Origin of the sequence: Burkholderia sp. MSMB1459WGS (assembly GCF_001534535.1) — a bacterium.
Classification (GTDB): Bacteria; Pseudomonadota; Gammaproteobacteria; order Burkholderiales; family Burkholderiaceae; genus Burkholderia.
Window position 1 is genome coordinate 95700 of the sequence record NZ_LPMU01000075.1, and the last position, 23980, is coordinate 119679.

General features: G+C 65.5%; 18 protein-coding genes. 12 read left to right on the forward strand and 6 right to left on the reverse strand.

From position 1 onward, the window contains the following. Nucleotide 1: 1 nt before the first annotated feature. Both WT97_RS29130 and WT97_RS29135 read left to right on the forward strand, forming a co-directional pair. A complete protein-coding gene (locus tag WT97_RS29130; RefSeq protein ID WP_059502374.1) occupies nucleotides 2–775 on the forward strand; it encodes a FadR/GntR family transcriptional regulator in 774 nt (257 codons plus the stop codon). Between the two features lie 182 nt (nucleotides 776–957). Then, a complete protein-coding gene (locus WT97_RS29135; RefSeq protein WP_059502375.1) occupies nucleotides 958–2103 on the forward strand; it encodes an alpha-hydroxy acid oxidase in 1146 nt (381 codons plus the stop codon). Nucleotides 2104–2150: 47 nt separating this feature from the next. Here WT97_RS29135 and WT97_RS29140 read toward each other — a convergent pair whose 3' ends face one another. The 5 genes from WT97_RS29140 to WT97_RS29160 form a co-directional block, all read right to left on the reverse strand. Continuing rightward, on the reverse strand, nucleotides 2151–3392 hold the full coding sequence (locus tag WT97_RS29140; RefSeq protein ID WP_060031089.1) for an FAD-binding oxidoreductase: 1242 nt from the start codon (nucleotides 3390–3392) through the stop codon (nucleotides 2151–2153). A gap of 118 nt (nucleotides 3393–3510) precedes the next feature. After that, nucleotides 3511–4851: an amidase family protein gene (locus WT97_RS29145; protein WP_059502761.1), complete on the reverse strand. Its 1341-nt coding sequence runs from the start codon at nucleotides 4849–4851 to the stop codon at nucleotides 3511–3513. A 14-nt stretch (nucleotides 4852–4865) separates the two neighbouring features. Beyond that, a complete protein-coding gene (locus WT97_RS29150; protein WP_082751505.1) occupies nucleotides 4866–6206 on the reverse strand; it encodes an MFS transporter in 1341 nt (446 codons plus the stop codon). A 72-nt stretch (nucleotides 6207–6278) separates the two neighbouring features. Then, nucleotides 6279–7715 (reverse strand): amidohydrolase family protein, encoded by a 1437-nt coding sequence (locus tag WT97_RS29155; protein WP_059502379.1) that lies wholly within the window; start codon nucleotides 7713–7715, stop codon nucleotides 6279–6281. A 169-nt stretch (nucleotides 7716–7884) separates the two neighbouring features. Continuing rightward, on the reverse strand, nucleotides 7885–8772 hold the full coding sequence (locus WT97_RS29160; RefSeq protein WP_059502382.1) for a LysR family transcriptional regulator: 888 nt from the start codon (nucleotides 8770–8772) through the stop codon (nucleotides 7885–7887). A 629-nt stretch (nucleotides 8773–9401) separates the two neighbouring features. Between WT97_RS29160 and WT97_RS29165 the strand changes: the two genes are divergently transcribed. The 8 genes from WT97_RS29165 to WT97_RS34395 all read left to right on the forward strand — a co-directional run bounded on the left by WT97_RS29165 (nucleotide 9402) and on the right by WT97_RS34395 (nucleotide 20274). After that, on the forward strand, nucleotides 9402–10109 hold the full coding sequence (locus tag WT97_RS29165; RefSeq protein WP_060354898.1) for a YfiR family protein: 708 nt from the start codon (nucleotides 9402–9404) through the stop codon (nucleotides 10107–10109). Then, nucleotides 10106–11374 carry a diguanylate cyclase domain-containing protein gene (locus WT97_RS29170; RefSeq protein ID WP_059502386.1) on the forward strand — a complete coding sequence of 423 codons (1269 nt, stop codon included), beginning with the start codon at nucleotides 10106–10108 and terminating at the stop codon, nucleotides 11372–11374. The genes WT97_RS29165 and WT97_RS29170 overlap by 4 nt, the downstream gene beginning before the upstream one ends. An 86-nt stretch (nucleotides 11375–11460) precedes the next feature. Further along, nucleotides 11461–11970, forward strand: coding sequence for an OmpA family protein (locus tag WT97_RS29175; protein ID WP_060354899.1), 510 nt, complete (start codon nucleotides 11461–11463; stop codon nucleotides 11968–11970). Between the two features lie 359 nt (nucleotides 11971–12329). Next, nucleotides 12330–14468 (forward strand): type VI secretion system Vgr family protein, encoded by a 2139-nt coding sequence (locus WT97_RS29180; protein ID WP_060354900.1) that lies wholly within the window; start codon nucleotides 12330–12332, stop codon nucleotides 14466–14468. Between the two features lie 17 nt (nucleotides 14469–14485). After that, nucleotides 14486–14950: a DcrB-related protein gene (locus WT97_RS29185; protein WP_059584433.1), complete on the forward strand. Its 465-nt coding sequence runs from the start codon at nucleotides 14486–14488 to the stop codon at nucleotides 14948–14950. Beyond that, nucleotides 14947–19269: an RHS repeat-associated core domain-containing protein gene (locus tag WT97_RS29190; RefSeq protein WP_257128568.1), complete on the forward strand. Its 4323-nt coding sequence runs from the start codon at nucleotides 14947–14949 to the stop codon at nucleotides 19267–19269. Before WT97_RS29185 ends, WT97_RS29190 begins: the two co-directional genes overlap by 4 nt. 21 nt (nucleotides 19270–19290) lie before the next feature. Then, nucleotides 19291–19890, forward strand: a complete 600-nt coding sequence (locus tag WT97_RS34390; RefSeq protein WP_156440337.1) for a hypothetical protein — start codon at nucleotides 19291–19293, stop codon at nucleotides 19888–19890. A 96-nt stretch (nucleotides 19891–19986) separates the two neighbouring features. Further along, a complete protein-coding gene (locus tag WT97_RS34395; RefSeq protein ID WP_257128569.1) occupies nucleotides 19987–20274 on the forward strand; it encodes a hypothetical protein in 288 nt (95 codons plus the stop codon). Between the two features lie 49 nt (nucleotides 20275–20323). Here the strand turns inward: WT97_RS34395 and WT97_RS33750 are convergent, their stop codons facing one another. Further along, nucleotides 20324–20974, reverse strand: coding sequence for a hypothetical protein (locus WT97_RS33750; protein ID WP_082751506.1), 651 nt, complete (start codon nucleotides 20972–20974; stop codon nucleotides 20324–20326). A 784-nt stretch (nucleotides 20975–21758) separates the two neighbouring features. On the opposite strand from WT97_RS33750, the gene WT97_RS29195 reads away from it, so the two are divergent. After that, a complete protein-coding gene (locus WT97_RS29195) occupies nucleotides 21759–22877 on the forward strand; it encodes a branched-chain amino acid ABC transporter substrate-binding protein (protein WP_034204312.1) in 1119 nt (372 codons plus the stop codon). Between the two features lie 173 nt (nucleotides 22878–23050). Continuing rightward, nucleotides 23051–23977: a high-affinity branched-chain amino acid ABC transporter permease LivH gene (gene livH / locus WT97_RS29200; protein WP_034204313.1), complete on the forward strand. Its 927-nt coding sequence runs from the start codon at nucleotides 23051–23053 to the stop codon at nucleotides 23975–23977. The last annotated feature ends 3 nt before the right edge of the window (nucleotides 23978–23980 follow it).

Consider the following 23980-nt stretch of genomic DNA (forward strand, 5'->3'; position numbering starts at 1 on the left):
TATGTCCATCCAGCCGATTCAGAACCGCCGCCTCTACCAGCAGATCGCCGACAAGCTCAGTGCGATGATCGAGTCCGGCGATTTCCCGCCGGGCAGCTATCTGCCGCCCGAGCGCGAACTCGCCGAACGGTTCGGCGTGTCGCGCACGTCGGTGCGCGAGGCGCTGATCGCGCTCGAAGTGAACGGGCTCGTCAGCGTGCGCGTCGGCGACGGCGTGAAGGTGCGCCATCCCGAAACGGCCGCCGCGCCCGAACCCGCGCCGGCGCCCGATGCGACGGTAACGGTTGCGCCGTTCTCGATCGTCGAGATCGATCCGGAGCTCGGCATCGCGCTCGATCTCGACACGGAAATCCCGCCGTTCGCGCTGCTGCAGGCACGCCGGCTGATCGAGCCGGAAGCCGCGTCGCTGGCCGCGCAGCACGGCTCGGACGCGCAGATCGAAGGCATTCACGAAGCGTTCCTGCGCAATCAGGACGACAACCGCAGCGGCTCGCTCACGCACCCGGGCGACCGGCTCTTCCATATCCGCATCGCGGAAGCGAGCGACAATCCGGCGTATGCGCTGATGATCAAGCAGTTGCTCGCGCACAAGTACGACCCGATGTTCCAGCGGCTGCAGTCGCTGTACATGCCGAACGACATGCCGCACCGGTCGGAGCGCGAGCATCGCGCGATCCTCGACGCGATCCGCGCGCGCGACCCCGACGCCGCGCGCCGCGCGATGGCCGAGCATCTCGACGAAGTGATCCGCATCTTCGGCCGCGCGCTCGACTGAGCGCGCGCGTCGATTCCCTGCAGATTCGGAAGCGGCGGGCGCGATGCGTCCCCTTCCGGCTGGCGACGCGGCCTCCGTCCCGCACGAGGACGCCGGCCGCCCGGACCGAACGAACGCTGCGATGCGAGCGCCGCGCGCCGGCCCACCGGCACGCCGCTCGCGCGCCGAATGGAGTGTGACGAATGCGCGTGAACGATTGCCACAATTTCCACGACTTCCGTGAACTGGCCAGACGGCGGTTGCCGGGACCGATCTTCAATTACATCGACGGCGCGGCCGACGATGAAGCCACGTATCGACGCAACACGAGCGCGTTCGAGCACTGCGATCTGGTGCCGAACGTATTGCGCGGCGTGCGCGATGTCGACCTGTCGGTGACGGTCATGGGGCAGAAGCTCGGCATGCCGGTTTATTGTTCGCCGACGGCGCTGCAACGCCTGTTTCATCATGACGGCGAGCGCGCGGTCGCCGCCGCGGCCGCGAAGTTCGACACGATGTTCGGAGTGTCGTCGCTCGGCACCGTGAGCCTGGAGGAAGCCCGTGCGATCAGCCAGGGCCCGCAGGTGTACCAGTTCTACTTTCACAAGGATCGCGGCCTCAACCGCGAGATGATGAACCGCTCGAGGCAGGCCGGCGTGAACGTGATGATGCTGACGGTGGACAGCATCACCGGCGGCAATCGCGAGCGCGACAAGCGCACCGGCTTCTCGATTCCGTTCCGGCTGACGCTCGCGGGGCTGACCGAGTTCGCGTTGAAGCCGGCCTGGGCGTTCAACTATCTGACCCACGAGCGGTTCCGTTTGCCGCAACTCGACCGGCACGTCGACATGGGCGGCGGCGCGATGTCGATCAGCCGCTACTTCACGGACATGCTCGATCCGTCGATGTCATGGGACGACGTCGCCGCGATGGTGCGGGAGTGGAACGGGCAGTTTTGCCTGAAAGGCGTGATGTCGGTCGACGACGCCCGCAGGGCGGTGGACATCGGCTGCACTGGCATCGTGTTGTCGAACCACGGCGGGCGGCAACTGGACGGTTCGCGCGCCGCGTTCGATCAGCTTGCCGAGATCGTCGACGCGGTGGGCGACCGGATCGACGTGATGATGGACGGCGGCGTGCAGCGGGGTTCGCACGTACTGAAAGCGCTGGCGCTGGGTGCGAAGGCGGTCGGCCTGGGGCGGTACTACCTGTTCCCGCTCGCCGCCGCAGGGCAGCCCGGCGTCGAGCGCGCGTTGCAGCTGATGCGGGCGGAGATCGAACGGGATATGCGGCTGATGGGCTGCGCCGCCGTTTCGCAACTCGGGCGGGATCAGCTTCGCTTTCGCTGACGGCGGGTGCGACGCCGTTCGGGCGCGCGCGCCGGCCGGTATCGCGCTCAGAAGCGATCCGCGCGATACGGCGCCGGATCGGTGAACGGCGCCTCGCCGGTCATCATCTCGGCCAGCAGCCGGCCGGTGACGGGGCCGAGCGTCAACCCGTGATGGTTGTGCCCGAACGCGAACCACAGCCCGCGATGCGCGGGCGCGGGGCCGATCACCGGGCGCATGTCTGGCGTGCACGGCCGGAAGCCGAGCCACGGCTGCGGGTCGAGCCGCTCGCCGAACCCGAACACCGGCCGCGCGACGCGTTCCGCGCGCTCGAGCTGCACGCCCGTCGGCGGAAGCCCGCGCCGCGCGATCTCGACGCCCGTCGTCAGCCGCAGCCCGCGCCGCATCGGCGCGATCACGTAACCGTATTCGCGATCGACGATCGGCGCCGACGGCACGCCGCGCGCGGACGGCGCGTAGTGCATGTGATAGCCGCGCTTCTCGCGCAGCGGGATCTTGTAGCCGAACTTGCCGAACACGGTATCGGACCACGGGCCGAGCGCGACGACGACGGCCGGCGCGGCCGCCGGGCCGTCGTCGGTCCGGACCTGCCAGCCGGGCGACAACGCGTCGAGGCTCGCGGCGTCGCCCGTCAGCAGCGTGCCGCCGCCTTGCACGAACAGTTGCGCATACGCTTTGACGAGCGCGGCCGGATCGATGACGCTTTTCGGGTCGAGCCAGTGCAGCGCGCCGCAAAAGCCCGGCGCGAGGCTCGGTTCGTGCGCGAGCAGCGCGGCCGCGTCGAGCGGCGTGATGCCGAGCCCGTGGCGGCGCGCGGTGAGGCCGGCCTCGGCCACGCCGCGTTCGAACGCAGCCGGCGTGCGGAACGCCTCCAGCCAGCCGCTCGCGCGGATCAGTTCGCCGGCGCCGGCCCGCGCGATCAGTGCGTCGTGTTCGACGATGCAGCGTTCGATCAGCGGCAGCATGTCGCGCGAAGCCGCCGCGTGGCGCAGCGGCGCCGATTCCCACCAGAACCGTGCGAGCCACGGCGCGAACGCGGGCAGCGACGCACTGTGCCAGTAGAGATCGGTCGAGCGGTTCAGCGCATAGCGCATCAGCGTGAACGGGCTGCGCGGGAACGGATACGGTTCGACCGACGAGCGCTCGATCAGCCCCGCATTGCCGAAGCTCGTGCCTTCGCCGGGCGCGCCGCGATCGACGAGGGCAACCTTGCGGCCGCGATCCTGCAGGTGCAGCGCGGCGGAGACGCCGACGATGCCGGCGCCGAGAACGATGACGTCGAAATCCATCGATGGTGAGTGACGGTTGGCGGGGCGCCTGCCCGCGGTACGGTGCGCGCGCCCGGGTTGGACAGTGTTCGAGCTGCAAGCATACTCGCGGCGGCGCGCGGCACCAAGGGGCGCGTCGCTAGCGGAGCAGGTCGCGCCACGCGGCAGAAAGCTGACGCGCGGCGTCGAAGCACACCGCGTCGCCGCCGGGCGCACCGATCAACTGCACGCCGACCGGCAGTTCGCCCGATGCGAAGCACGGCGCGCTGACGACCGGCAGCCCCGCGAATGAGATCGGCTGGGTCAGCAGGCCGAGCATCTTCGCGGGTTCGAGCGCGACGCCGTTGACGTCGACGGTCGCGTCGGTGAAGCGCGGTGCCGCACAGGGCGTCGCGGCCGCGAGCAGCACGTCGTAGTGCGCGAACAGTGCTTCGATGCGCGCGCGCCAGGCGGCACGGCGGGCGAGCGCGTGACGATACGTGGCGTCGGACGTCGCGAGGCCGGCCGCGAGGCGCGCGCGCAGGCGTTCGGAGACGAGCGCCGTCGAGGCGTCGAGCAACCCGCGATGGGCGCGCGCGAGCTCCACGTTCGAGATCACGAGCGCCGCTTCGCGCACGAGCGCGACTTCGTCGCTGGCGACGGGCACGGCATCGCTCGCCCGCAGGCACGCCGCTGCGCGCCGGACCGCGCGGCGCGCATTCGCATCGGCATGCGTTTCGAAATCGCCGGTCAGCACGGCGACGCGAAGCGCGGCGGCCGGATCGCGAGCCGGTTGTGCGCACGGTACATGTGCTTCGCACAGCGTGTCATACGGCACCGCAAGATCGTCGATGTCGTTCGCGAACCAGCCGACGGTATCGAGCGAGTCGGCATACGGCAGGCAGCCGGCCCGCGACAGCCGTCCGTCGCCGGGGCGAAACCCCCACACGCCGCACAGCGCCGCCGGCGCGCGGATCGAGCCGTTGGTGTCGCTGCCGAGCGCAAGCGGCACGTATCCGGCGGCGACCGAGGCGGCCGAGCCGCTCGACGAGCCGCCCGTCATGCGCGTCGGGTCGGCCGGCAGATGCACCGCGCCATAGTGCGGATTCACGCCGGTAGCGCCGCACGCGAGTTCGTCCATCTGCGTCGCGCCGATGGGAACCGCGCCGGCCGCGCACAGTCGCGCAACGATCGGCGCATCGGCGACGGCGGCCGGCAACGCGGCGCGCGCCGGCGATCCGGCAACCGTCGTATGACCCGCCACGTCGATATTCCACTTCACGAGGAACGGCACGCCTGCCAGCGGGCCCGGGTCGCGCCCGTCCCGCACGAGGCGGTCGATGCGCCGCGCATCGCGCCGTGCCCGCGCGTCGAAGGTGAGTGCGCACGCGTTGATCGCGCTGTCACTCGCGGCGATGTCGGCGAGCACGCGCTGTACGAGCGACTCCGCACTCACCCGCCCGGTGCGCACCCCGGCCGCCAACGCCAGCGCGCTGCGCATCGACGGCGCCGCGCTCACGTGCGCACCATGAGCCGGCGCGGAATCGACAGGATCAGCGCGGCCGCGGCGAACAGCGTGAAGGCGAGCAGCGCGACGCCTGGCTCGGTGCTGCCCGTCAATCCGGTGGCATAGCCCATCAGCGTCGGGCCGACGAACCCGGCGACGGCCGCGCCGATGTTGACGAGCCCGGCGCCGCCCGCAGCCGCTTCTCCCGCGAGAATTCGCGACGGCAGGCTCCAGAACATCGCGAGCGTGCTCATGATGCCGGCCACGCCGACGGTCAGGCACGCGACCGCGAGCACGGGATGCGCGCGCATGCCGAGGCTCGCGAGCAGCGCGACGCCGCCGATCGCGACCGGCAGCGCCGTATGCCAGCGTCGCTCGCCGGTCCGCACCGAATGCTGCGCGTTCGCGACCATCGCGACCGACGCGACCAGGTAGGGGATGGCGCCGATCAAGCCGGTTTCGAGGTTGCTCGACGACCCGAGCGCCTTGATCATCGTCGGCATCCAGAACACGAGCCCATAGTTGCCGACGTTGTAGAGGAACGACGTCGCGAACAGCAGCCACAGGGTCGGCTCGCGCAGCGCGGCGCGGAGGTGGGTGCGCTTGCCGGCTGCTTCCCGCGCCATCTCCGCGTGAATCATCCGCTTTTCCGTATCGGTCAGCCAGGTTGCATCGTCGATCCGGTCCGTCACACGCACGAGCAGGTACAGGCCGAGCACGATGGCCGGCAGGCCTTCGATCACGAACATCCATTGCCAGCCGCGCAGCCCGAAGCCGCCGTGCGTGGCGTCCATGATCCAGCCCGACAGCGGCCCGCCGACGATCACGCCGAGCGGCATCGCGAGAAACAGGAAGGCCATGACCTTCGCGAGCCGGTGCGACGGAAACCACACGCTGAAGTATGCGATCACGGCCGGAAAGAAGCTCGCTTCGGTCACGCCGAGCAGGAAGCGCAGCGCGTAGAAGCTCGCGGTGTCGCGGGTCGCGAGCGTGGCGACCGACACGGCGCCCCACGTCAGCATCGAGCCGGCGAGACAGCGCTTCACGCCGATCCGCCGCACGAGCCAGCCGGCCGGCACCTGCAGCAGCAGATAGCCGACGAAGAACAGGCCCGCGCCGACGCCGTAGGCCGCGTCCGTGAGGTGCAGGTCCGTCACCATCTGCAGCTTCGCGAAGCCGACGTTGACGCGGTCGAGATAGCCGAAGAAATAGCAGACCAGGATCAGCGGAATGATGCGTCGGCTCAAGCGCGCATACAGCGCGTCGAGGCTGGGAGCGGCGGCTTCCGCGAGCGCGGGCGGGCCGGCTTGCATGCCGCGCGGCGTGGCGGCACCGTTGGGATTCGTCATGGTGACTCCGTGCAGTTGAACTCCGCGGCGGCTGCCGCGACACCGCGACCGCGCGCCGTCGATCGGCCGGTTCTAGATGCCGCGGCGCAGCGCCCGGCCGGGACGCGTGCCGGTGTGCCGGCCATGTTCGAGCACGGGCCGCCCGTTGACGAACACGTGCTCGATGCCTTCGGGGCGTAGTTTCGGGCTCGCGAACGTCGCGCGATCGATCACGCGGGCGGGGTCGAACACGACGAGATCGGCGTAATGGCCGACCGCGAGCCGTCCGCGCCCCGCGATGCCGAACTGCTCGGCGGTGAGGCCCGTCATCTTGCGCACGGCGGTTTCGAGCGGGAACAGGCCGCGCTCGCGGGAGAATTCGCCGAGCACGCGCGGGAACGTGCCCCACAAGCGCGGGTGCGGGCGCATGTCGTTGGGCAGGCCATCGGAGCCGACCATCGTCAGTTCGTGACGGATGATGCGCTCGACATCCGCCTCGTCCATCACGAAGTAGATCGCGCCGGCGGGGCGCAGCGCATCGATCGCGGCGTCGACGGAATCGCCGAACAGCGGCAGCAGTTCATGGAAGTCGCGGCCCGCGAGTTCGGGATGCGGCTTCGACCACGCGAGGATCACGCGCGACGACTGGCGAATGCGATCCGCGCGCAGCATCGTCGACGTGGCCGGATACGGATGACAGTCCAGACACAGCGGTTGTCGCGTGCGCTGCGCGTCGACATGCGCGAGCGTTTCGACCGAGCGGCCATGATTGGCCTTGCCGGCCACCTTGTGATGCGAGAGCACGACGCGCACGTCGAGCGCGCGCCCGATCGAGAACGCTTCGTCGAGTGACGCGATGATCGCGTCGGTTTCGTCGCGCAGGTGCGTCGCGAACACGCCGCCCGTCTCGCGCAGCGGCGCGCACACGTCGATCAGTTCGTCCGTCGTCGCGGCGGCGGCGGGTGGATAGAAGGTGCCCGACGAGACGCCGAACGCACCGGCCGCCATCGCTTCGCGCACGTCGGCCGCCATCGCCGCGATTTCGGCCGCATGGGCGGCGCGGTCGAGATCGGCCACGTGCCGCACGCGCAGCGTCGAGTGGCCGATCAGCGCCGCGGTATTGACGGCGGCGGGCGTTGCGTCGAGCGCGTCGAGATACGCGCGAAAGGACGGGAAGCGGAACGATTGCCAGGCGCCCAGCAGGTCGAGCGGTTGCGGCACGTCGCGTTCGGCGAGCAACGGCGCGAGACTGATGCCGCAATTGCCGGCGATCACCGTCGTGACGCCCTGGGCGACCTTCGGCTCGACGTCGGGGTCGGTCAGCACGAATGCGTCGTCGTGCGTGTGGCTGTCGATGAAGCCCGGCGCGACGACGAGGCCGCTCGCATCGAGCGTGTGCGTGGCCGTCGCCTCGCCCAGATCGCCGATGGCGGCGATGCGCTCGCCGGTCACGCCGAGATCGGCCTCGAAGCGTGCGGCTCCGGTGCCGTCGATCAATTCGCCGCGACGCAGGATCACGTCGAAATGCATGGTGGCTCCTCCAGAAGTCGTCCGGAGCCGGCGCGCTAGCCGTTTCCGTCGTTCATGTTCGCCGCCATCGTCCCCAGCCATTTTTCGGGTGTCCAATGCCGATCGGCTCGCGATTCATGCGAAACCGGCATCAATGCGCGTTGCTGTGCCGCTGCGCCGCCGCGCGGCGTTACGCGAACGACGCCTTCACCAGCGCATGGAGGTCGCTCGCGAAGCTGGACATCGAGATGGCGCGGTGCCGCACGATGCCGACCGTGCGCTCGATGGTCGGGCTCGCGATCGGTACCGCGCGCACCGCTGGCGAGCCGTACGCCTGCAGCGCGCTCTCGGGCAGGATCGCGCAACCGACCCCGGCCGCTACCAATGCGGCAACGCACGAGATGTGCTCGACCTCGTAGAACCAGCGTGTCCGTACCGCTTCCTGACCCATCAGCATTTCGAGCAGCAGGCGATTACCGCTGTCCCGACCGCCGATGATCAGCTTCGCATGGCGCAACTCCCCGAGCGTGACGGCGTCCGCACGCGCCAGCGGATCGTCGTCGTGGGCTGCGAGCACGTAACGGTCGGTGAAGAGCGGTTCGAACAGGAGATCGGCGTCGTCGCCGGGATGCAGGCTCACGCCGAATTCGGCGATGCCCGCGCGCACCTGCGACAGCACGAAGTCATGATTGCCGTCGAGAATCTGCACGGCGACGTGCGGATACTTCGCGGCGTAGCGACGCAGCACGTCGGGCAGCGCCTGCGCGACGACGGTCGGGATCGACGCAAGCCGCACCTTGCCGTAACGCTTTTGCGCAATGTCCTGGATCGACGACAGCATCATCCCGAGCTGCGCGATCTGCTCGCGCGCCATCGGCAGGAACTGGCGGCCGACGCCCGTCAACGTCACGCTGCGCGTGGTGCGCTGAAACAACTCGACGCCGAGCGTTTGTTCGAGCTTCTGGATGCGGCGCGACAGCCCGGGCTGGGTCAGGTTCAGCTTTTCCGCCGCGCGATGGAACGTGCCGAGCTCTGCGACGGCGACGAATGCTTCGAGTTCCGAGTTTTCGACTTTCATGACGCTGGGCGCTCCGTGTCCGATCCAGCGGCACGGAACGACGCGCCGCGATCAAGCGGCCATTGTCGTCGAAATCGGAGGGCGGGCCCGGCCGTGACGCCGACGATCGCGCATGAGGTGTTCAGGTAGACGGGAAAGCGGTTGAGGAACGCCGTTTGATTTGTCGGCGGTGGGGTGGCGCGGTGATATCGCGTTCGCCCGTCCGACAGGGCATGGGCAAGCATTCGCGTCCGGTGCATACGCTGGTCCTGTGACAACGGTTATCGGCGGTCGAGCGGACGACGAGCAAGATCAATCGAGGTAGTCGATAGCCCACACCGAGCCGAGGATCGTTGTGGTTGATATCCCCACGTAAGACCATATGAAGTTTGAGACGGCCGCGCATCCAATCCGGCGATCAATTCGCAGGCGTTGGCACTGAACCAACGATGGATGCCGCACTCGCCCAAATCATCGAAATAGCCCCAATTCCCCATACTTCCCACGATTTCTCCCGGGTGTATCCCACTGGTTGTCCACGCGACTTTCTACCTAAGATGAAGGAATCATGCGCGTTAATTCGGTACCTGCACGCGCATGGAGGGAGGCAGTAGGCAGCGTCGGGACCGACGCCAGCGGATGTTCCCGTCATGGATGCGAAAGTGAGCGCGTCCGCTGCCAGTTTTGCGACTGCAGCGGCGCCAACGGGCGCGGCGGCAATGGCCGCGCGGACGGCGTCCGGCCGCCTTGGCCGAACCGCTTCGCTGCGCCACGCGTTTCTCGCAATCGTTTGCGTTTTGAGTGCGGCACCCGCCGTGCTCGCCGGGGTTCCCGCCGATGCCGACGATACGCCCGACACCGTACGCATCGCCGCCGCCACGAGCCCCGCCGATTCCCGCGATCTCGCCATTTCTTCACACGACACGGCCGTGCGTCAGGTCGTGCTCGGCATCATCAGCTTCACGCGCTGGCCGACGACGCCGGTTCGCCTGCATCTGTGCGTGACGGGCCGGCCCGACTATGCACGCGGCCTGACCGACACGCTGCAGGCAGGCTCGACGCTGCTCGACGTGCAGCGCGTGCGCTTCGACGATCCCGCGCTCGGCATGGTCTGCGACGTCGTCTATCTCGGCACCCTGAGCGAAGGCGAGAGAACGCGGGTGAGGTCGGCAGTGGCGGGCCATCCGGTCCTGACGATCTCGGAGCACGATCCGTCCTGCACCGCAGGCGGCATGTTCTGTCTCAACGTCGACGGCGAACGCGTGTCGTTCGACATCAATCTCGACGCCGTGGCGCGCAGCGGCGTGCGCGTGCACCCGAACGTCCTCAATCTCGCACGACGGCCGGTGACGCCATGACACGGTCCGCGCCCCCCGTTTCCGCTTCGCGCCTGCCGCGCCCGACGCTGCAAAGCGTGTTGCGTCGTGCGCACCTGCGCCTCGCGTTCGTCGCCGTCGCGATGGCCGCCGTGTCGTTGATCGTCGTCGCCGTGATCGCGTTGCGAGCGTATGCCGGCAACAACCTGAACCTGCTGGCGCGCTCGCTCGGTTATACCGTCGAGGCGGCGCTCGTGTTCGGCGATCGCATCGCGGCGAACGAGGCGATCGGGATGATCGCCGGCGACGAGGACGTCACGCAGGTAGTCGTCACCGACAGCAAGGGACAACTCTTCGCGACGTGGCAGTTGCCGGCCGGAAACGGGATCGCGCGGCTCGAGCGCGCCGTCGCCGCCGTGGCGCTACCCGGGCCGGTTACCGCCCCGGTGATGCATGACGGCATCATCGTCGGCCACGTCGTCGTACGCGGCCGAGGGCATCAGTTCTTCGGCTTCCTGCTCGGGGGCGTCGGCGGCATTCTCGGCTGTCTCGCCTTCAGCGTGTTCGGTGCGTATGTCAGCTCCAAGCGTCTGCTGCACGACATCGTTTCGCCGCTGCGCGCGCTGGCGGGCGTCGCGCACGCGGTGCGGCGCGAGCGTGCGTTCGGGCGCCGCGTCGAGCCCGCGGCGATCGACGAACTGAACCAGCTCGGCGACGACTTCAACGCGCTGCTCGACGAATTCGAAGACTGGCAGAACACGCTGCGCGACGAGAACGCGTCGCTCGAACACAAGGCGACGCACGATGCGCTCACCGGGTTGCCCAACCGCGTGCAGTTCGAGTCGCGCCTCGCGCTTGCGCTTTGCGATGCGACGTTGACGGGGCAGCGCGTCGCCGTTCTTTATCTCGACTGCGACCGCTTCAAGGAGATCAACGATTGTCTCGGCCACGACGCCGGGGACGCGGTGCTGATCGGCATCGCGTCGCGGCTGCGCACGCGGGTGCGCGAGGCCGATCTCGTCGCGCGCCTGGGCGGCGACGAGTTTGCGGTGATGCTGGCGACGGTGCCCGAAGCGGGCAGCGTGTGCCGGATCGCCGACGAGATTTTGTCCGGCATGGCGCTGTCGATCGAGCTGTCCGACGGCCGCGTGGTGGCCACCATGATGAGTGCCGGCATTGCGCTGTATCCCGATCACGCGTCGGACGCGAGCGGCTTGCTGCGCGCGGCGGATATCGCGATGTACCGCGCCAAGCGCGCGCGGCCGGGATCGTGGCGGTTGGCGGAGAGCGTTGCAGGGCCGGTGTGACGTTGATCGACTCGCGCTGCGGGCGAGGCCGCAGCGGCGGTTAAAAGAAGCGCTTGCAGAGCGGGCGCGATAGAAGGGGATGCGAAATGAACCACTCGTTTCCTGTGAGCATGGGGCGGATGTGCGTCGGGAGTGCGCTGCTGCTGGGCATGCTGCTGGGGGGCTGCAAGACGCCGCCGCTTCATCGCGGGCTGACGCAGACGCAGGTCACGGCGCTGAAGTCGGCCGGGTTCCAGGAGACCGGGCAGGGATTCGAGTTCGGTTCGACCGGGCCGATTCTGTTCGATTTCGATCGGTACAACCTCAAGCCGGATGTCAGGCGGATCGTCGAGCGGATCGGGCGGACGTTGCAGTCGGCGGGAATCAACGGGGTGCGGGTTTATGGGTACTCGGACGACGAGGGGGAGGCTGCTTACGATTTGGAGTTGTCGAGACGGCGGGCCGAAGTCGTTGCTGTCGAACTGGTCGACGTCGGACTCGATGCGAAGCGGATCGCGATCGTCGGGAAAGGGAAGCGCGATCCGGTAGGAGACAACAAGACGCCGGTAGGGCGGGCGCAGAATCGGCGGGCGGCGATTGTGGTTTCGCCGCGGTGAGGGAGGTGCGCCGCGATATCGATTGCACGCCTGCCGACCAGTAGGCTGTCTAGTATGGTTGCTCAAACACTGCGCCCGGAATGCCTTGGTGCGGTCAGTTCGTTTTAACTGTTTCCTGCCATTGTCATGCAGACGCCTGAGGATGCAGTGTCACGGTTTTCATTGCAGGCCGTCGCGCTGCTTCGGCGCAGCGTGCCGCCTCCGGGCACCCGGCCGGTGGTCTCTTTTTCGGATTTTCAGGGCCCGAACGAAAACGTTTGCGGGGCATCTTTCAAGCGGTCGGGTTTTACCCTACATTATCGGGGCTGCGGGCCGGCGAGCCGGCTCATGGAACCTGAGATCACACGCAAGGAACAAGAATGAGTTTCGCTCCGAACGGGGGTATTCCCAGTGGATTGGGCGGTAGTGCGCTCGGCTCGTTGAGCGCGCTCGGGGGCCTCGCCGGCCCGGTGGCGTCGAGTGTGGCCGGCAGCCTGGGGCCGCTCGCCGGCCTGGCCGGGCACGTCGACACCGTCCAGCGCGCGATGCAGCTCGCGCAGACCGGCTTCTCGCTGATGGACAAGACGCCCGGCGCGATTGCAGAGGCGATCAACGGCGCAGCCAACCCGGCACGCCTGACCCAGCTCAACCGCTATGTGACGCTCGACACGCCGCTCGGCCCGGATGTGCTGCTGGTCAGCGCGGCCGTCGTCGACGAGCACGTGAATCGCTTGCCGGAAATCCACCTCGACCTGCTGTCGCATCGCCACGACCTGCGGCCCGAGGACCTGATCGGCCAGCAGGTCAAGATCCGCTTCGACCAGCAGGCGCGCCTGTCCACGCTCGAACGCGTCGTGGCGTCGGGCACCGGCGACAACGACCGCTATTTCGACGGCTACGTCGCGTCGTTCGACCGCGCCGGCAACCCCGGGAACGTCACGCAATACCACCTGACGGCCGTGCCGTGGTTCTGGTTCCTGACGCGCTCGACCGACTGCCGGATCTTCCAGAACAAGACCGCGCAGGACATCCTCACCGAGATCTTCCAGGAACACGGTTTTTCCGATTTCACGTTCGACATCCGGACGAGCCAGAAGCCGCTCGAGTACGTCGTGATGTACCAGGAGAGCTACTACAATTTCTGCGCGCGGCTGATGGAGCAGGAGGGGCTCGTGTGGACGCACCGCTACGAGAAGGACAAGCACTTTCTCGTGATCGGCGACACGAACCTGCTGTTTCGCCCGATCGAAGGGCTCGCCACCGTGCCGTTCGCCGCGACCGAGGCCAGCGAGGGCAGCGGCATCGACCAGTTGCACGAAGGCCGGCGCTTCGGCGTCGGCAAGGTCACGTTCCGCGACTTCAATTACCAGAATCCGTCATCGCCGCTGATGCTGGTGGAGGCCGGGCCGCAAAACCTCAAGCATGCGCGGCTCGATGCGACCGAGCGGTTCGAGCACCAGTCGCTGTACGACCACGGCGACGACGGCAACCGCTACGCGCGTTACGCGATGGAGGCCGAGGAGGCGCAAGCCCATCGTTATACCGGCGCCGGCTATGCGTGGCGCATGACGACGGCGGGCGCCGTGACCGTCGCGAACCACCCCGTCCTCGAAAACAACCAGGAGTACGTGATCCTGCACGTGCGTCACGAGGCCGTGAACGACTATACGCAGCACAGTGCGAAGCTGCCGTACCGCAACAGCTTCTCGCTGCTGCCGAAGAAGATCCCGTACCGCGCGCCGCGCGCGACGCCGAAGCCGGTGATTCACGGCACGCAGTCGGCGATCGTCGTCGGGCCGAAGGGCGAGGAAATCTATACGAACGGCAGCGCGGTGAAGGTGCATTTCCCGTGGGACCGGCGCGGCAAGAAGGACGGCTCCGATTCGATGTGGGTGCGCGTGTCGCAACCGTGGGCGGGCGACGGCTGGGGCGCGGCCGCGATTCCGCGGATCAAGCAGGAAGTGCTGGTGGCGTTCAATCAGGGCGATCCGGATAACCCGGTGATCGTCGGCCGCGTGTTCAACGGCGAGCAGGGCAACCCGTATCATGGCGCGGCCGGCCAGACGATGGGGATCAAGAGCCAGACGCACAAGGGGCAGGGGTCGAACGAGATCCGCATGACCGACACGAACGGCATGCAGGAATTCTTCATGCACGCGCAGAAGGACATGAACACCGTCGTCGAGAACAACGAGACGCATAAGGTGCTGGGGCCGATGCGTACCGTCCTCGTGGCGACGGGCAGCGAAGAAAAGCAGATTCCGCAGGGCAACCTGACCGAGACGATCGCCGAGAAGCGCAGCACCACGGCGACTACCGTCGAGGTCACGACGCCGGCCAAGGACGGTGGCGGCGGCACGCAGGTCTACATGGCCGAGCGCGGCATCCTGCTGAAGGTGCAGAACAGCTCGATCTCGCTCGCGCCGGAAGGCATCCGCCTGGAGCACAACGGCTCCGTGATTCTGATGACCGACGACGGCGTGATGGTCAACGGCAAGCGCATCGATCTCAACAAATAACTCGAAGAACACCAGCCATGCACTACGCAATCCATGAAGGCACATTCGAATTGCCGGACGCGGCGCTTGATCGCACCGTCAACATGCTGATTCTTCCCGTCGGCCCGGGCGGGCTGAGTCTCGTCGTGTCCCGCGGCCGGCTGCGCGAGCAGGAGTCGATCGACGCGTTCGTCGAGCGCGAATGGGCGCAGGCGTCGCGCACCGCGCAGAATCTGAACGTGCAGTCGCGACGCCCGGTGACGGTCGGGCGAGCGGAATGCCCCGGCGTGCAAACGGAATCGACGCATGAACAGGACGGCCGCACCTTTCATCAGATGCAGACGGCATTTCGGCTCGATGCCGGCGGGCAGGTCATCGTGATGACGTTGACCAATGCCGCGCCGCTCAACGACGAACAACGTGCGCTCGCCGCGCGCATGCTGGAGAGCTTCCAGCCGCGCCCGGTTGCGCCCACGCTGGTTTCGGATGCCGGCCGCCCATGAGCCAGCCGGCCGCTCGTAAGGACGATCCCTTTACCCACACGACGCTCGCGGGCGACCTGCTCGGCATGGGCGGGTCGCTGCTGGGCGGCTTGGGAATCGGATGGGCGCTGACCACGATAGCGGAAGGCCTCGTGTTCGGTGCATTGGGTGCGCTCGAAATCGGCACCGGCGGGTTGGCGACGCCCATCGTGCTGGCGATCGGTGTCGGCGTGGCCGCCTATATGCAGGGCTCGGGCCTCAACGACGAGATCGACGAGGCCGCGAAGGGGCTCGGCAATGCCATTTCTCCGCCCGAGGAGAAAGGTACGATCCAGAACGGCTCGCCTGATGTGTTCGTCAACGGGAAGCCGGCTGCACGCGCGGCCGACGGCGCGGACATGGATCCGGTTCTGTGCAGCGATCATCCGGGTCCGCAATTCGTTGCGCAAGGCTCCGACGTGGTGTTCATCAACGATCTGCCCGCGGCGCGAGTCGACGACAAGACTACCTGTGACGGCACGATCTCGAAGGGCTCGCCGGACGTTTTCTTCGGCGGCGGCACGAAGACCGTGCGCGACATCAGTGCGGCGCGACCGTGGGTCGCCGGACTCGGTGCGGCGATCGGTATTGCGCTTGCGCTATGTGGTCGAGGCAAGGGAAGCTGGGGCGATTTCGTCAAGGGCAAGCTGCCGTGTCTCGCGATGAACTTCGCGGCCGGCATATTCGGCACATGGCTCGGCAGCAAGATGCAGCCGTCGGCCGGCCATCCCGTCAACGTGATTACCGGCGGCAAGATTCTCGACGGCAGCGACGATACCGACTTCGTGTTGCCTGGCCCGCTGCCGATCGTCTGGCGGCGTTTTTACAGCAGCCACGACGATCGCGCCGATGGCCTGTTCGGGGCCGGCTGGAGCGTTCCGATCAGTGTCGAGTTGAGGTTGGGGCGGGAGAACGGTGCCGTCACGTCGATCACGTACTGGGACGAACAGGGGCGTGAGATCGAGTTTCCCGCAGTGCCTCCGGGTGAGAGTCATTTCAGCGTGCCTGAAGGCATTTACCTGATTTGTACCGCCGGCGGGCACTATGTGGTCGAAACGGTCGACGGTTTGTATCGCGATTTCGGCCCTGCCCGAGCACCGGCGTCGGATGCAGAAACACTGGACCTTCGGCGGCTCGAGGACCGAAACGGCAACTGGATCGAGGTCGAGCGTGCGATTGTCGGCGAACGGGTGCAGCCGGTGCGGCTTCACGATAGCGCCGGCCGTGTGCTGGCGCTGCATTACGATTCGGGGCATCCGCGACGCGTCGCATCGATCGAACTGGTACGCGGCGTCGATGGCGAATTGCCCGAGATTCTGGTTCGTTACGGCTATACGAGCGCCGGCGAACTCGCATCGGTCACCGATCGCAGCGGCCATACCGGGCGGCATTTCGGTTATGAGCACGGCCTGATGACCCGGCATACGCTGCCCGGCGGACTACAGTGCTTTTACGCGTGGAATGGTGTCGGCCGCGACGCGCGCGTCGTGCGCCACTGGACCGACGACGGCGAAACGTACACGTTCGACGCGGACCTTGCGCAGCGTTCGGTGACGATCACCGATCAAATCGGGCGCGTGACGCAATGGACGTGGAACGAGGACCGGCAGCCGACGAGTCACACGGACGCCGAAGGCAACGTGTGGCGGCTCGAATGGAACACGATGCGGCAATTGATCGGTACGACCGATCCGGCCGGGAATACGACGCGCTTCGAATATGACGAGCGCGGGCGGCAGACACAGCGCATCGACGCGCTCGGCCACGTCGAACGGACCGAATGGAACGGGCACTACGATCTGCCGGTTGCGGAAATCGATCCGACCAACGCGCGATGGATCTATCGTTACGACGCGTGCGGCAACCTGACGATGACGCGCGATCCGGCGGGCTTCGCGACCGAATTTTACCGGGACGATCGTGGGCTCGTGCATACGATTCGCGACGCGCGTGGCGGCTACAAGTTTCTCGAATGGAATGGCCGGGCGCAGTTGACCGCGTATACCGATTGTTCCGGCAAGGTCACGCGGTTTGCGTATGACGCACGCGGTGCGCTCGCGCGGGTGACGGATGCGGCGGGGCAGGCTACCGTGTACGAAACGGACGCGATGGGGCGCGTCACGGGGATCGGGACGGCCGATGGTGCGCATCAGACGTTTCGGTACGATGCGGCGGGGCGCCTCGTCGAGATCGTTGATGCGAATCAGCGCAGCACGCGCTACGAACTCAATTCGCGTGGATTGTTGCTGGCACGCACGGATGCGGCCGATCGTGTCGTGCGGTTCGGCTACGACGATGCGTTCCGGTTAGCGAGCCTGACCAACGAGAACCATGAGACATATCGCTTTCAGTATGACCGTCGCGATCTCGTTTCCGCACAGATCGGTCTCGATGGCCACAAGCGTACGTACGAGTACGACGTGTGCGGCCAAGGCACGATCGTACGCCATGGACAGATCGAGACGCGATACGAGCGCGATGCGATCGGGCGGTTGACGGCGAAGCAAGCCGCGCACGAGCGTTGCGAATACCTGTATGACGAGGCGGGCCGGATCACATCGGCCGAGTTGTACACGCTCGCCGCGCGCGGGCCATCGCTGAAGAATCGCGTCAGCCTGAAGTACGACAAGCGTGGAGAAGTCGTCGAGGAATACACGCCGACCGGCTGGCTCGCACACACCTACGACGAGCTCGGCAATCGTGTCAGCACGACGATTTCCGGCGAGCGCACGATCGATTGGCTGCATTACGGTTCAGGGCATGTGCACCAGATTCGTTTCGACGGCGCGGCAGTTGCAGACATCGAACGGGACGATCTGCATCGCGAGGTGCTACGGACGCAGGGCAAGCTGACGAGTCACTTCGGGTATGACGCGGTGGGGCGCCGTGCGCGGCAAACTGCACGGCGCGGTGCGGCGGGTGGCGAGTTGCTTGCGAAGCAGTGGCAATACGATGCCGCAGGTGACGTGATCCAGAAGCGCGATCAGCGTTATGGCACGACGAGCTATCGGTATGACCCGACAGGGCGCATAGAACAAGCGGCAGGGCCGGGATTGCCGTCGGAAGTGTTTCGCTGGGATGCGGCGGCGAACCTGGTGTCGAGCGATCACCCGGGCGGCTACGTAGAGCACAACCGGCTCAAGATGTTCGAGGACAAGCGCTTCGAGTACGACGCGTATGGGCGGCTCGTTCGCAAGCTGAGTGGACATGGGCCGGCTAAAGAACTGGTTCTTGAATACGACGATTGGAACCAGTTGAAGACCGTCGTGACGAAGGACCGGCTTGGCATCGCGACGACGCATTTCGAGTACGACGCGTTCGGTCGGCGGATCCGGAAGCTCAATGGCAGTTACGCCAGTACGGATTTCCTGTGGGACGGCATGCGGCTGGTGCAGGAGACGTATCACGATCGTCAGGGCGAGGAAGCGCTGACGTATTTGTACGAGTCGAATAGTTATGTGCCGCTTGCCCGGATCGATCACGGGAAGGCGGCGGCTAACGATGCGGATGTACGGGACGCGGTTTATTACTTCCACAACGATGTTTCGGGGCTGCCGGAGGAACTGACTGACGCTGGGGGCGAACTGGTTTGGCAGGCGCGCTATAAGGTTTGGGGCAATGCGGTGCAGGAGGAGTGGGTTGCGCGGGCGCCAGATCGACCGACAGCGGTGTGGGGAGACGTTCAAGCGGCTGCGCCAGTGCCCGCTCATGCACCGCGACCGCAGAACTTGCGTTTTCAAGGGCAGTATCTAGATCGTGAAACTGGGCTGCACTACAACACGTTCCGGTTCTACGATCCGGATGTTGGGCGGTTCATCAACCCGGATCCGATTGGGTTGGCAGGCGGGTTGAATCAGTATCGATATGGGCCGAATCCGCTGGCGTGGATTGACCCGTGGGGCCTGACTTGCCTGAGTCAATGGAGTGGAAAGCGCGGTCGCGAAAAATCGATGTACGACTTGGAGCGAAACGGCTTCAACATCGTTGCTGAAGAGGTGACAATGAAGGTGAACGGCAAGCGTATTCGGGCCGACTTCGTTGCAACGGACAACCACGGCAACTATCACGTCTTCGAGGCGAAGCATGGGACAGGGCGTCTGACCAAAAATCAAAGTGCTTCCGGTGTGTTTGACATGGCGAGTCCATCGAATACCGTTGACGGTGTTGGTGGTGGGGTAATTACGCCATCAGCAGGAAAGACGGGGCAGTTCGAAATCGCAACTGGAAATAGAGATATAGGGGAAGTGCTTGGTGAGCGTGGTACTTCGTATGATGCAACATTTCACGTGCTGAAATATTGAGGTGTGTTGATGAGCGCGGAGTTGAAGAAGATATTTGAGAAAAGATTGCAAGATTTTTTAAAGGAAAATATCAGCGAAAGCGGTGTCAAGGTATCGAGGAGTGAGATTGTTGTTGACCGAGAAGGTGGGGGTAATGGGCGCATCGGATTTAGATTTCTGAGAAATGCAAACGGATATATTCTTTCTGCTGCAGCTGATTCTCCTGGCCTTCAGGATTTTTATGTGAGCAGAAATCCTCCGTACAGACCAAGGATACCAACTGGTCTGGTTATGGCAATGAATACGTCTATGGAAACTGTAAAATCATTTTCCCCGAATGTCGGTGGGGCAATTGATCTGCCTCGTGATGAGGGGGAGATTGAGTCGGCATGTCGATGGATATGTGAAAAGGTAACGAGTATTTATTTGCCAAGAATAATCAATGTGGTGGAGGTCAATTCTGGGTTGGTTCGGGACGTAATGGAAAATCCAAATTACTATTCATACCCATTTCTAACCATTGTTTTTGCTGCAAAGAAAAATGGTATCGGCCTGAATGAGCTTGATACTGATTATTTGCTGGGTAAAAAGGTGTCGGGGAATAAGTCGTTCGATGGTGAAGTTTTGAAAGAGTATTTTTAGGGTATGAAGCGGTGGGGCGCCGTGTGCGGCAAACTGCGAGGTACGGCGGGTGGCGAGTTGCTTGCCAAGCAGTAGCAATACGATGCGGCAGGTGACGTGATCCAGAAGCGCGATCAGCGTTATGGCACGACGAGCTATCGGTATGACCCGACAGGGCGCATAGAACAAGCGGCAGGGCCGAGGCTGCCGTCGGAAGTGTTTCGCTGGGATGCAGCGGCGAACCTGGTGGCGAGCGATCACCCGGGCGGCTATGTCGAGCACAACTGGCTCAAAATGTTCGAGGACAAGCGATTCGAGTACGACGCGTATGAGCGGCTCGTTCGCAAGCTGAGTGGGCATGGGCCGGCTAAAGAGCTCACGCCGCAAGGCGAGGATCGATATTGAGCCGGGCAGGGTAGAGCAGCCGTAAGCGGTAACCACCCAAAACCCCGCATCACCAAGCAATATCGCAAGACGACCGCGACGTCCCCGCACCGCCGGTAGCCGTGCATTTCGTCCCCGATCCGTTGTCGTAGAACGTCCGCGTCTCCGGTTGCCGCACCGACGGATCGAACGGATTCGGCGCGCCGTGCGGACCGCGAGGCGCATCGTACGGCCGCTGGGGCGCATGCGCACCCGCACTTCCAACTGACCGAGAGCCGGTCGCGCGCAGGTATTCGTTCCAGTGCTGCTCGCGCTGCTCATACCCAGGCACTGCGCGACCTAAACTGTCGCTCCCGCCCGCGCCAAGCGCGACGCGGTTCGGAGCCGAGAGAAAATCGGGTTCGTGTTTAAAAGAAGGCGGCGATGCCACGAGCGCATCGCTTGTCACCTGCAACGGCCGCGTATCCGGCGTATCGAACGGGCTACGTTCGGTGGGGGCGGCGAACTGCACGCTTCGACGGCTCATCCGCGCAGCATGCCCGTCATCCCGAGCAACCGCACGCCGCTCCGAGCGGAACACATTGGCACCGGCCGATCGATCGGTCAGCGTATCGCGTTCCGAAGCATGGGAAGTCGAAACAGAGAGCGCGCACGCGATCGCGGCAGCGGAACACAGGCGGAAAGGGCAATTCATGGGCGATCCGAAGCAGGTGATGTGCATTGAACAAAACGGCAGATCACTGGCTGGCGGCGGGGCGACGAGCGGGTGTCGACGCGGCCCTGAGGCGATTGCGAGGCGCGGCGGGCGCGACTTGCACGAAGGCTGGCTGGATTGCGGAAGCGAGTTCGCATTATTTCACGGATATATCAAAAAGCTTTCAATATGTTTAGTTTTTCCGCTAAACGGAAATTTTTCCCGCCTCGCGTAGCGCCCCGTCCTGGTGCGCACGCTCACAATCATCAGTCGATTGATTTCCAGCGTCCGGGCCGTCGGTAGCTCGAAAAATGCGCCGGCGCGACCTCCCCATCGCCGAACACTCCGCCCAGCAAGGAATCCGCCTCGATCCCCGTGCCTAATCGCAACCCGATTGCACTCGAAGCAAACGTTCCCGCCTCGCCGAGGTTGCGCCCCCATCGCCACCCACCCATCTCAAAAACGTACGTGTTTTCCCTCAATCGACAGGCATTTTTGACAGACGATTGAAAAACGCCCATATAATTTCGGCTGCCTTGCCAACAGCTGTCGGACCATCCCTCCGAACCAGCGATTTGGCAAGCGGGGCAGGCGAAACGCTTGCGCAATGCAAGACGCATCACGATGTCTTTCCGAACCAGACGTCCCCTTCGGGGACTGCAAGAGCCGGGCCCCGCTACGCAACATTCCGCCGGAGTTCCGTCTTCTATGTGTCTCGGGCGTGTCCCATGTCCTCGCCCCGGGTGCTGTTCGATTGCGCAAGTCATGCCGCCTTTGCCCGTATGACTAAACAACATCGAGGAGCTCCCAGATGACGCTGTCCCGTCTTACGTCCATTTCCGTCGCTGCCGTGCTGTTCGCCGCGGGCGCCGCCGCCGCGCAAGCGGAAACCGTGAAGATCGCCATCGCTGGTCCGATGAGCGGCTCGGTCGCCCAATACGGCGACATGGTGAAGGCCGGCGCGCTGACCGCGATCGAACAGATCAACGCGGCAGGCGGTGCGGGCGGCAACAAGTTCGAAGTCGTGCTGATGGACGACGCGTGCGAACCGAAGCAGGCCGTCGCCGTCGCCAACAAGATCGTCAGCCAGAAGATCAAGTACGTGATCGGCCACGTGTGCTCGGGTTCGACGATTCCCGCGTCGGACATCTACGAGAACGAAGGCATCGTGATGGTCACGCCGTCGGCCACCGCGCCGCAGCTGACCGAAGGCAAGAAGCGCCACTTCATCTTCCGCACGATCGGCCGCGACGACCAGCAAGGCCCGGCCGCCGCGCACTACATCATCAACAACGTGAAGCCGAAGAAGGTCGCGGTCCTGCACGACAAGCAGTCGTACGGCCAGGGCATCGCGTCGTCGGTGAAGAAGGACCTCGAAGCCGCGAAGATCCCGGTCGTGCTGTTCGAAGGCATCAACGCCGGCGATTCGGACTACTCGGCGATCATCACGAAGCTGAAGTCGCAAGGCGTCGATTTCGTCTACTTCGGCGGCTACCACCCGGAAATGGGTCTGCTGATGCGCCAGGCGCGCGAGCAGGGCGTGAAGGCGACGTTCATGGGGCCTGAAGGTGTGGGCAACAAGGACGTGACGGCGATTGCCGGCCCGGCTTCGGAAGGCATGCTGGTCACGCTGCCGGCCGACTTCTCGGCCGATCCGGCCAACGCGGCGCTCGTGAAGGCGTTCGCGGACAAGAAGCGCGATCCGAACGGCCCGTTCCAGATGCCGTCGTACGCCGCGGTGAAGATCATCGCCGACGCGATCGCGGGTGCGAAGACGACGGATCCGACCAAGGTCGCCGCGTACATGCACAAGACGACGTTCGACACGCCGATCGGCAAGGTCGCGTATGACGCACAGGGCGACCTGAAGGCGTTCAAGTTCGTCGTCTACACGTGGCACAAGGACGCGACGAAGACCGCCGCCAAGTAATACGGAGTACCCGCCCCGCACACGCGCTCTGCCCGTCACCCGGGCGGAGCGCGTGCGCATTTGGCCGTTCCGCGGCCAACGGGCGGCCCGAGACGACACCGTGCGTTGCGCGCGGCCGACCGCCGTGATCCGGCGCAGGCATGCGACACAGCGCCAACGGGAGCTTCCCGCACATGACTGACTTCTTTCCTCAATTCGCCCAGCAGCTGGTCAACGGCCTGACGCTGGGTGCGATCTATGCGTTGATCGCCATCGGCTATTCGATGGTCTACGGCATCATCGGCATGATCAACTTCGCCCACGGCGAGATCTACATGATCGGCGCGTACGTGGGCCTCGTGACCCTGACGGCCATCGGCATCTCCGCCGGCTATCCGTTGCCGCTCGTGCTCGGCGCCGCGCTGATCGTGTCGGTGATCGTCACGGGCCTGTACGGCTTCGCGGTCGAGCGCGTCGCGTATCGGCCGCTGCGCGGCGGCCCGCGGCTCGTGCCGCTGATCTCGGCGATCGGCATGTCGATCTTTCTGCAGAACTACGTGCAGATCGGCCAGGGCGCGCGCGACGTGTCCGTGCCGGTGCTGATCTCCGGCGCGTTCGACATCCATCTCGGCGGCGACTACGACGTGACGATCCCGTATGCGCGCCTGTTGATCGTCTGCGTGACGCTCGTGCTGATGATCGCGCTCACGCTGTTCATCTCGCATTCGCGGATGGGCCGTGCGTGCCGTGCGTGCGCCGAGGACATGAAGATGGCGAACCTGCTCGGCATCGACACGAACCGTGTGATCTCGTTCACGTTCGTGCTCGGCGCAATGCTGGCGGCCGTCGGCGGCGTGCTGATCGGGCTGACGATCGGCAAGCTGAATCCGTATATCGGCTTCGTCGCGGGCATCAAGGCGTTCACCGCCGCGGTGCTCGGCGGGATCGGCAGCATCCCCGGCGCGATGCTCGGCGGCGTGCTGCTGGGCCTGGCCGAAACCTTCGCCGCGGGCTACATGCCGGCCGAGTACAAGGACGTGGTCGCGTTCGGCCTGCTCGTGCTGATCCTGCTCTTCCGCCCGACCGGCCTGCTCGGCAAGTCGGACATCGAAAAGGTTTGAGGG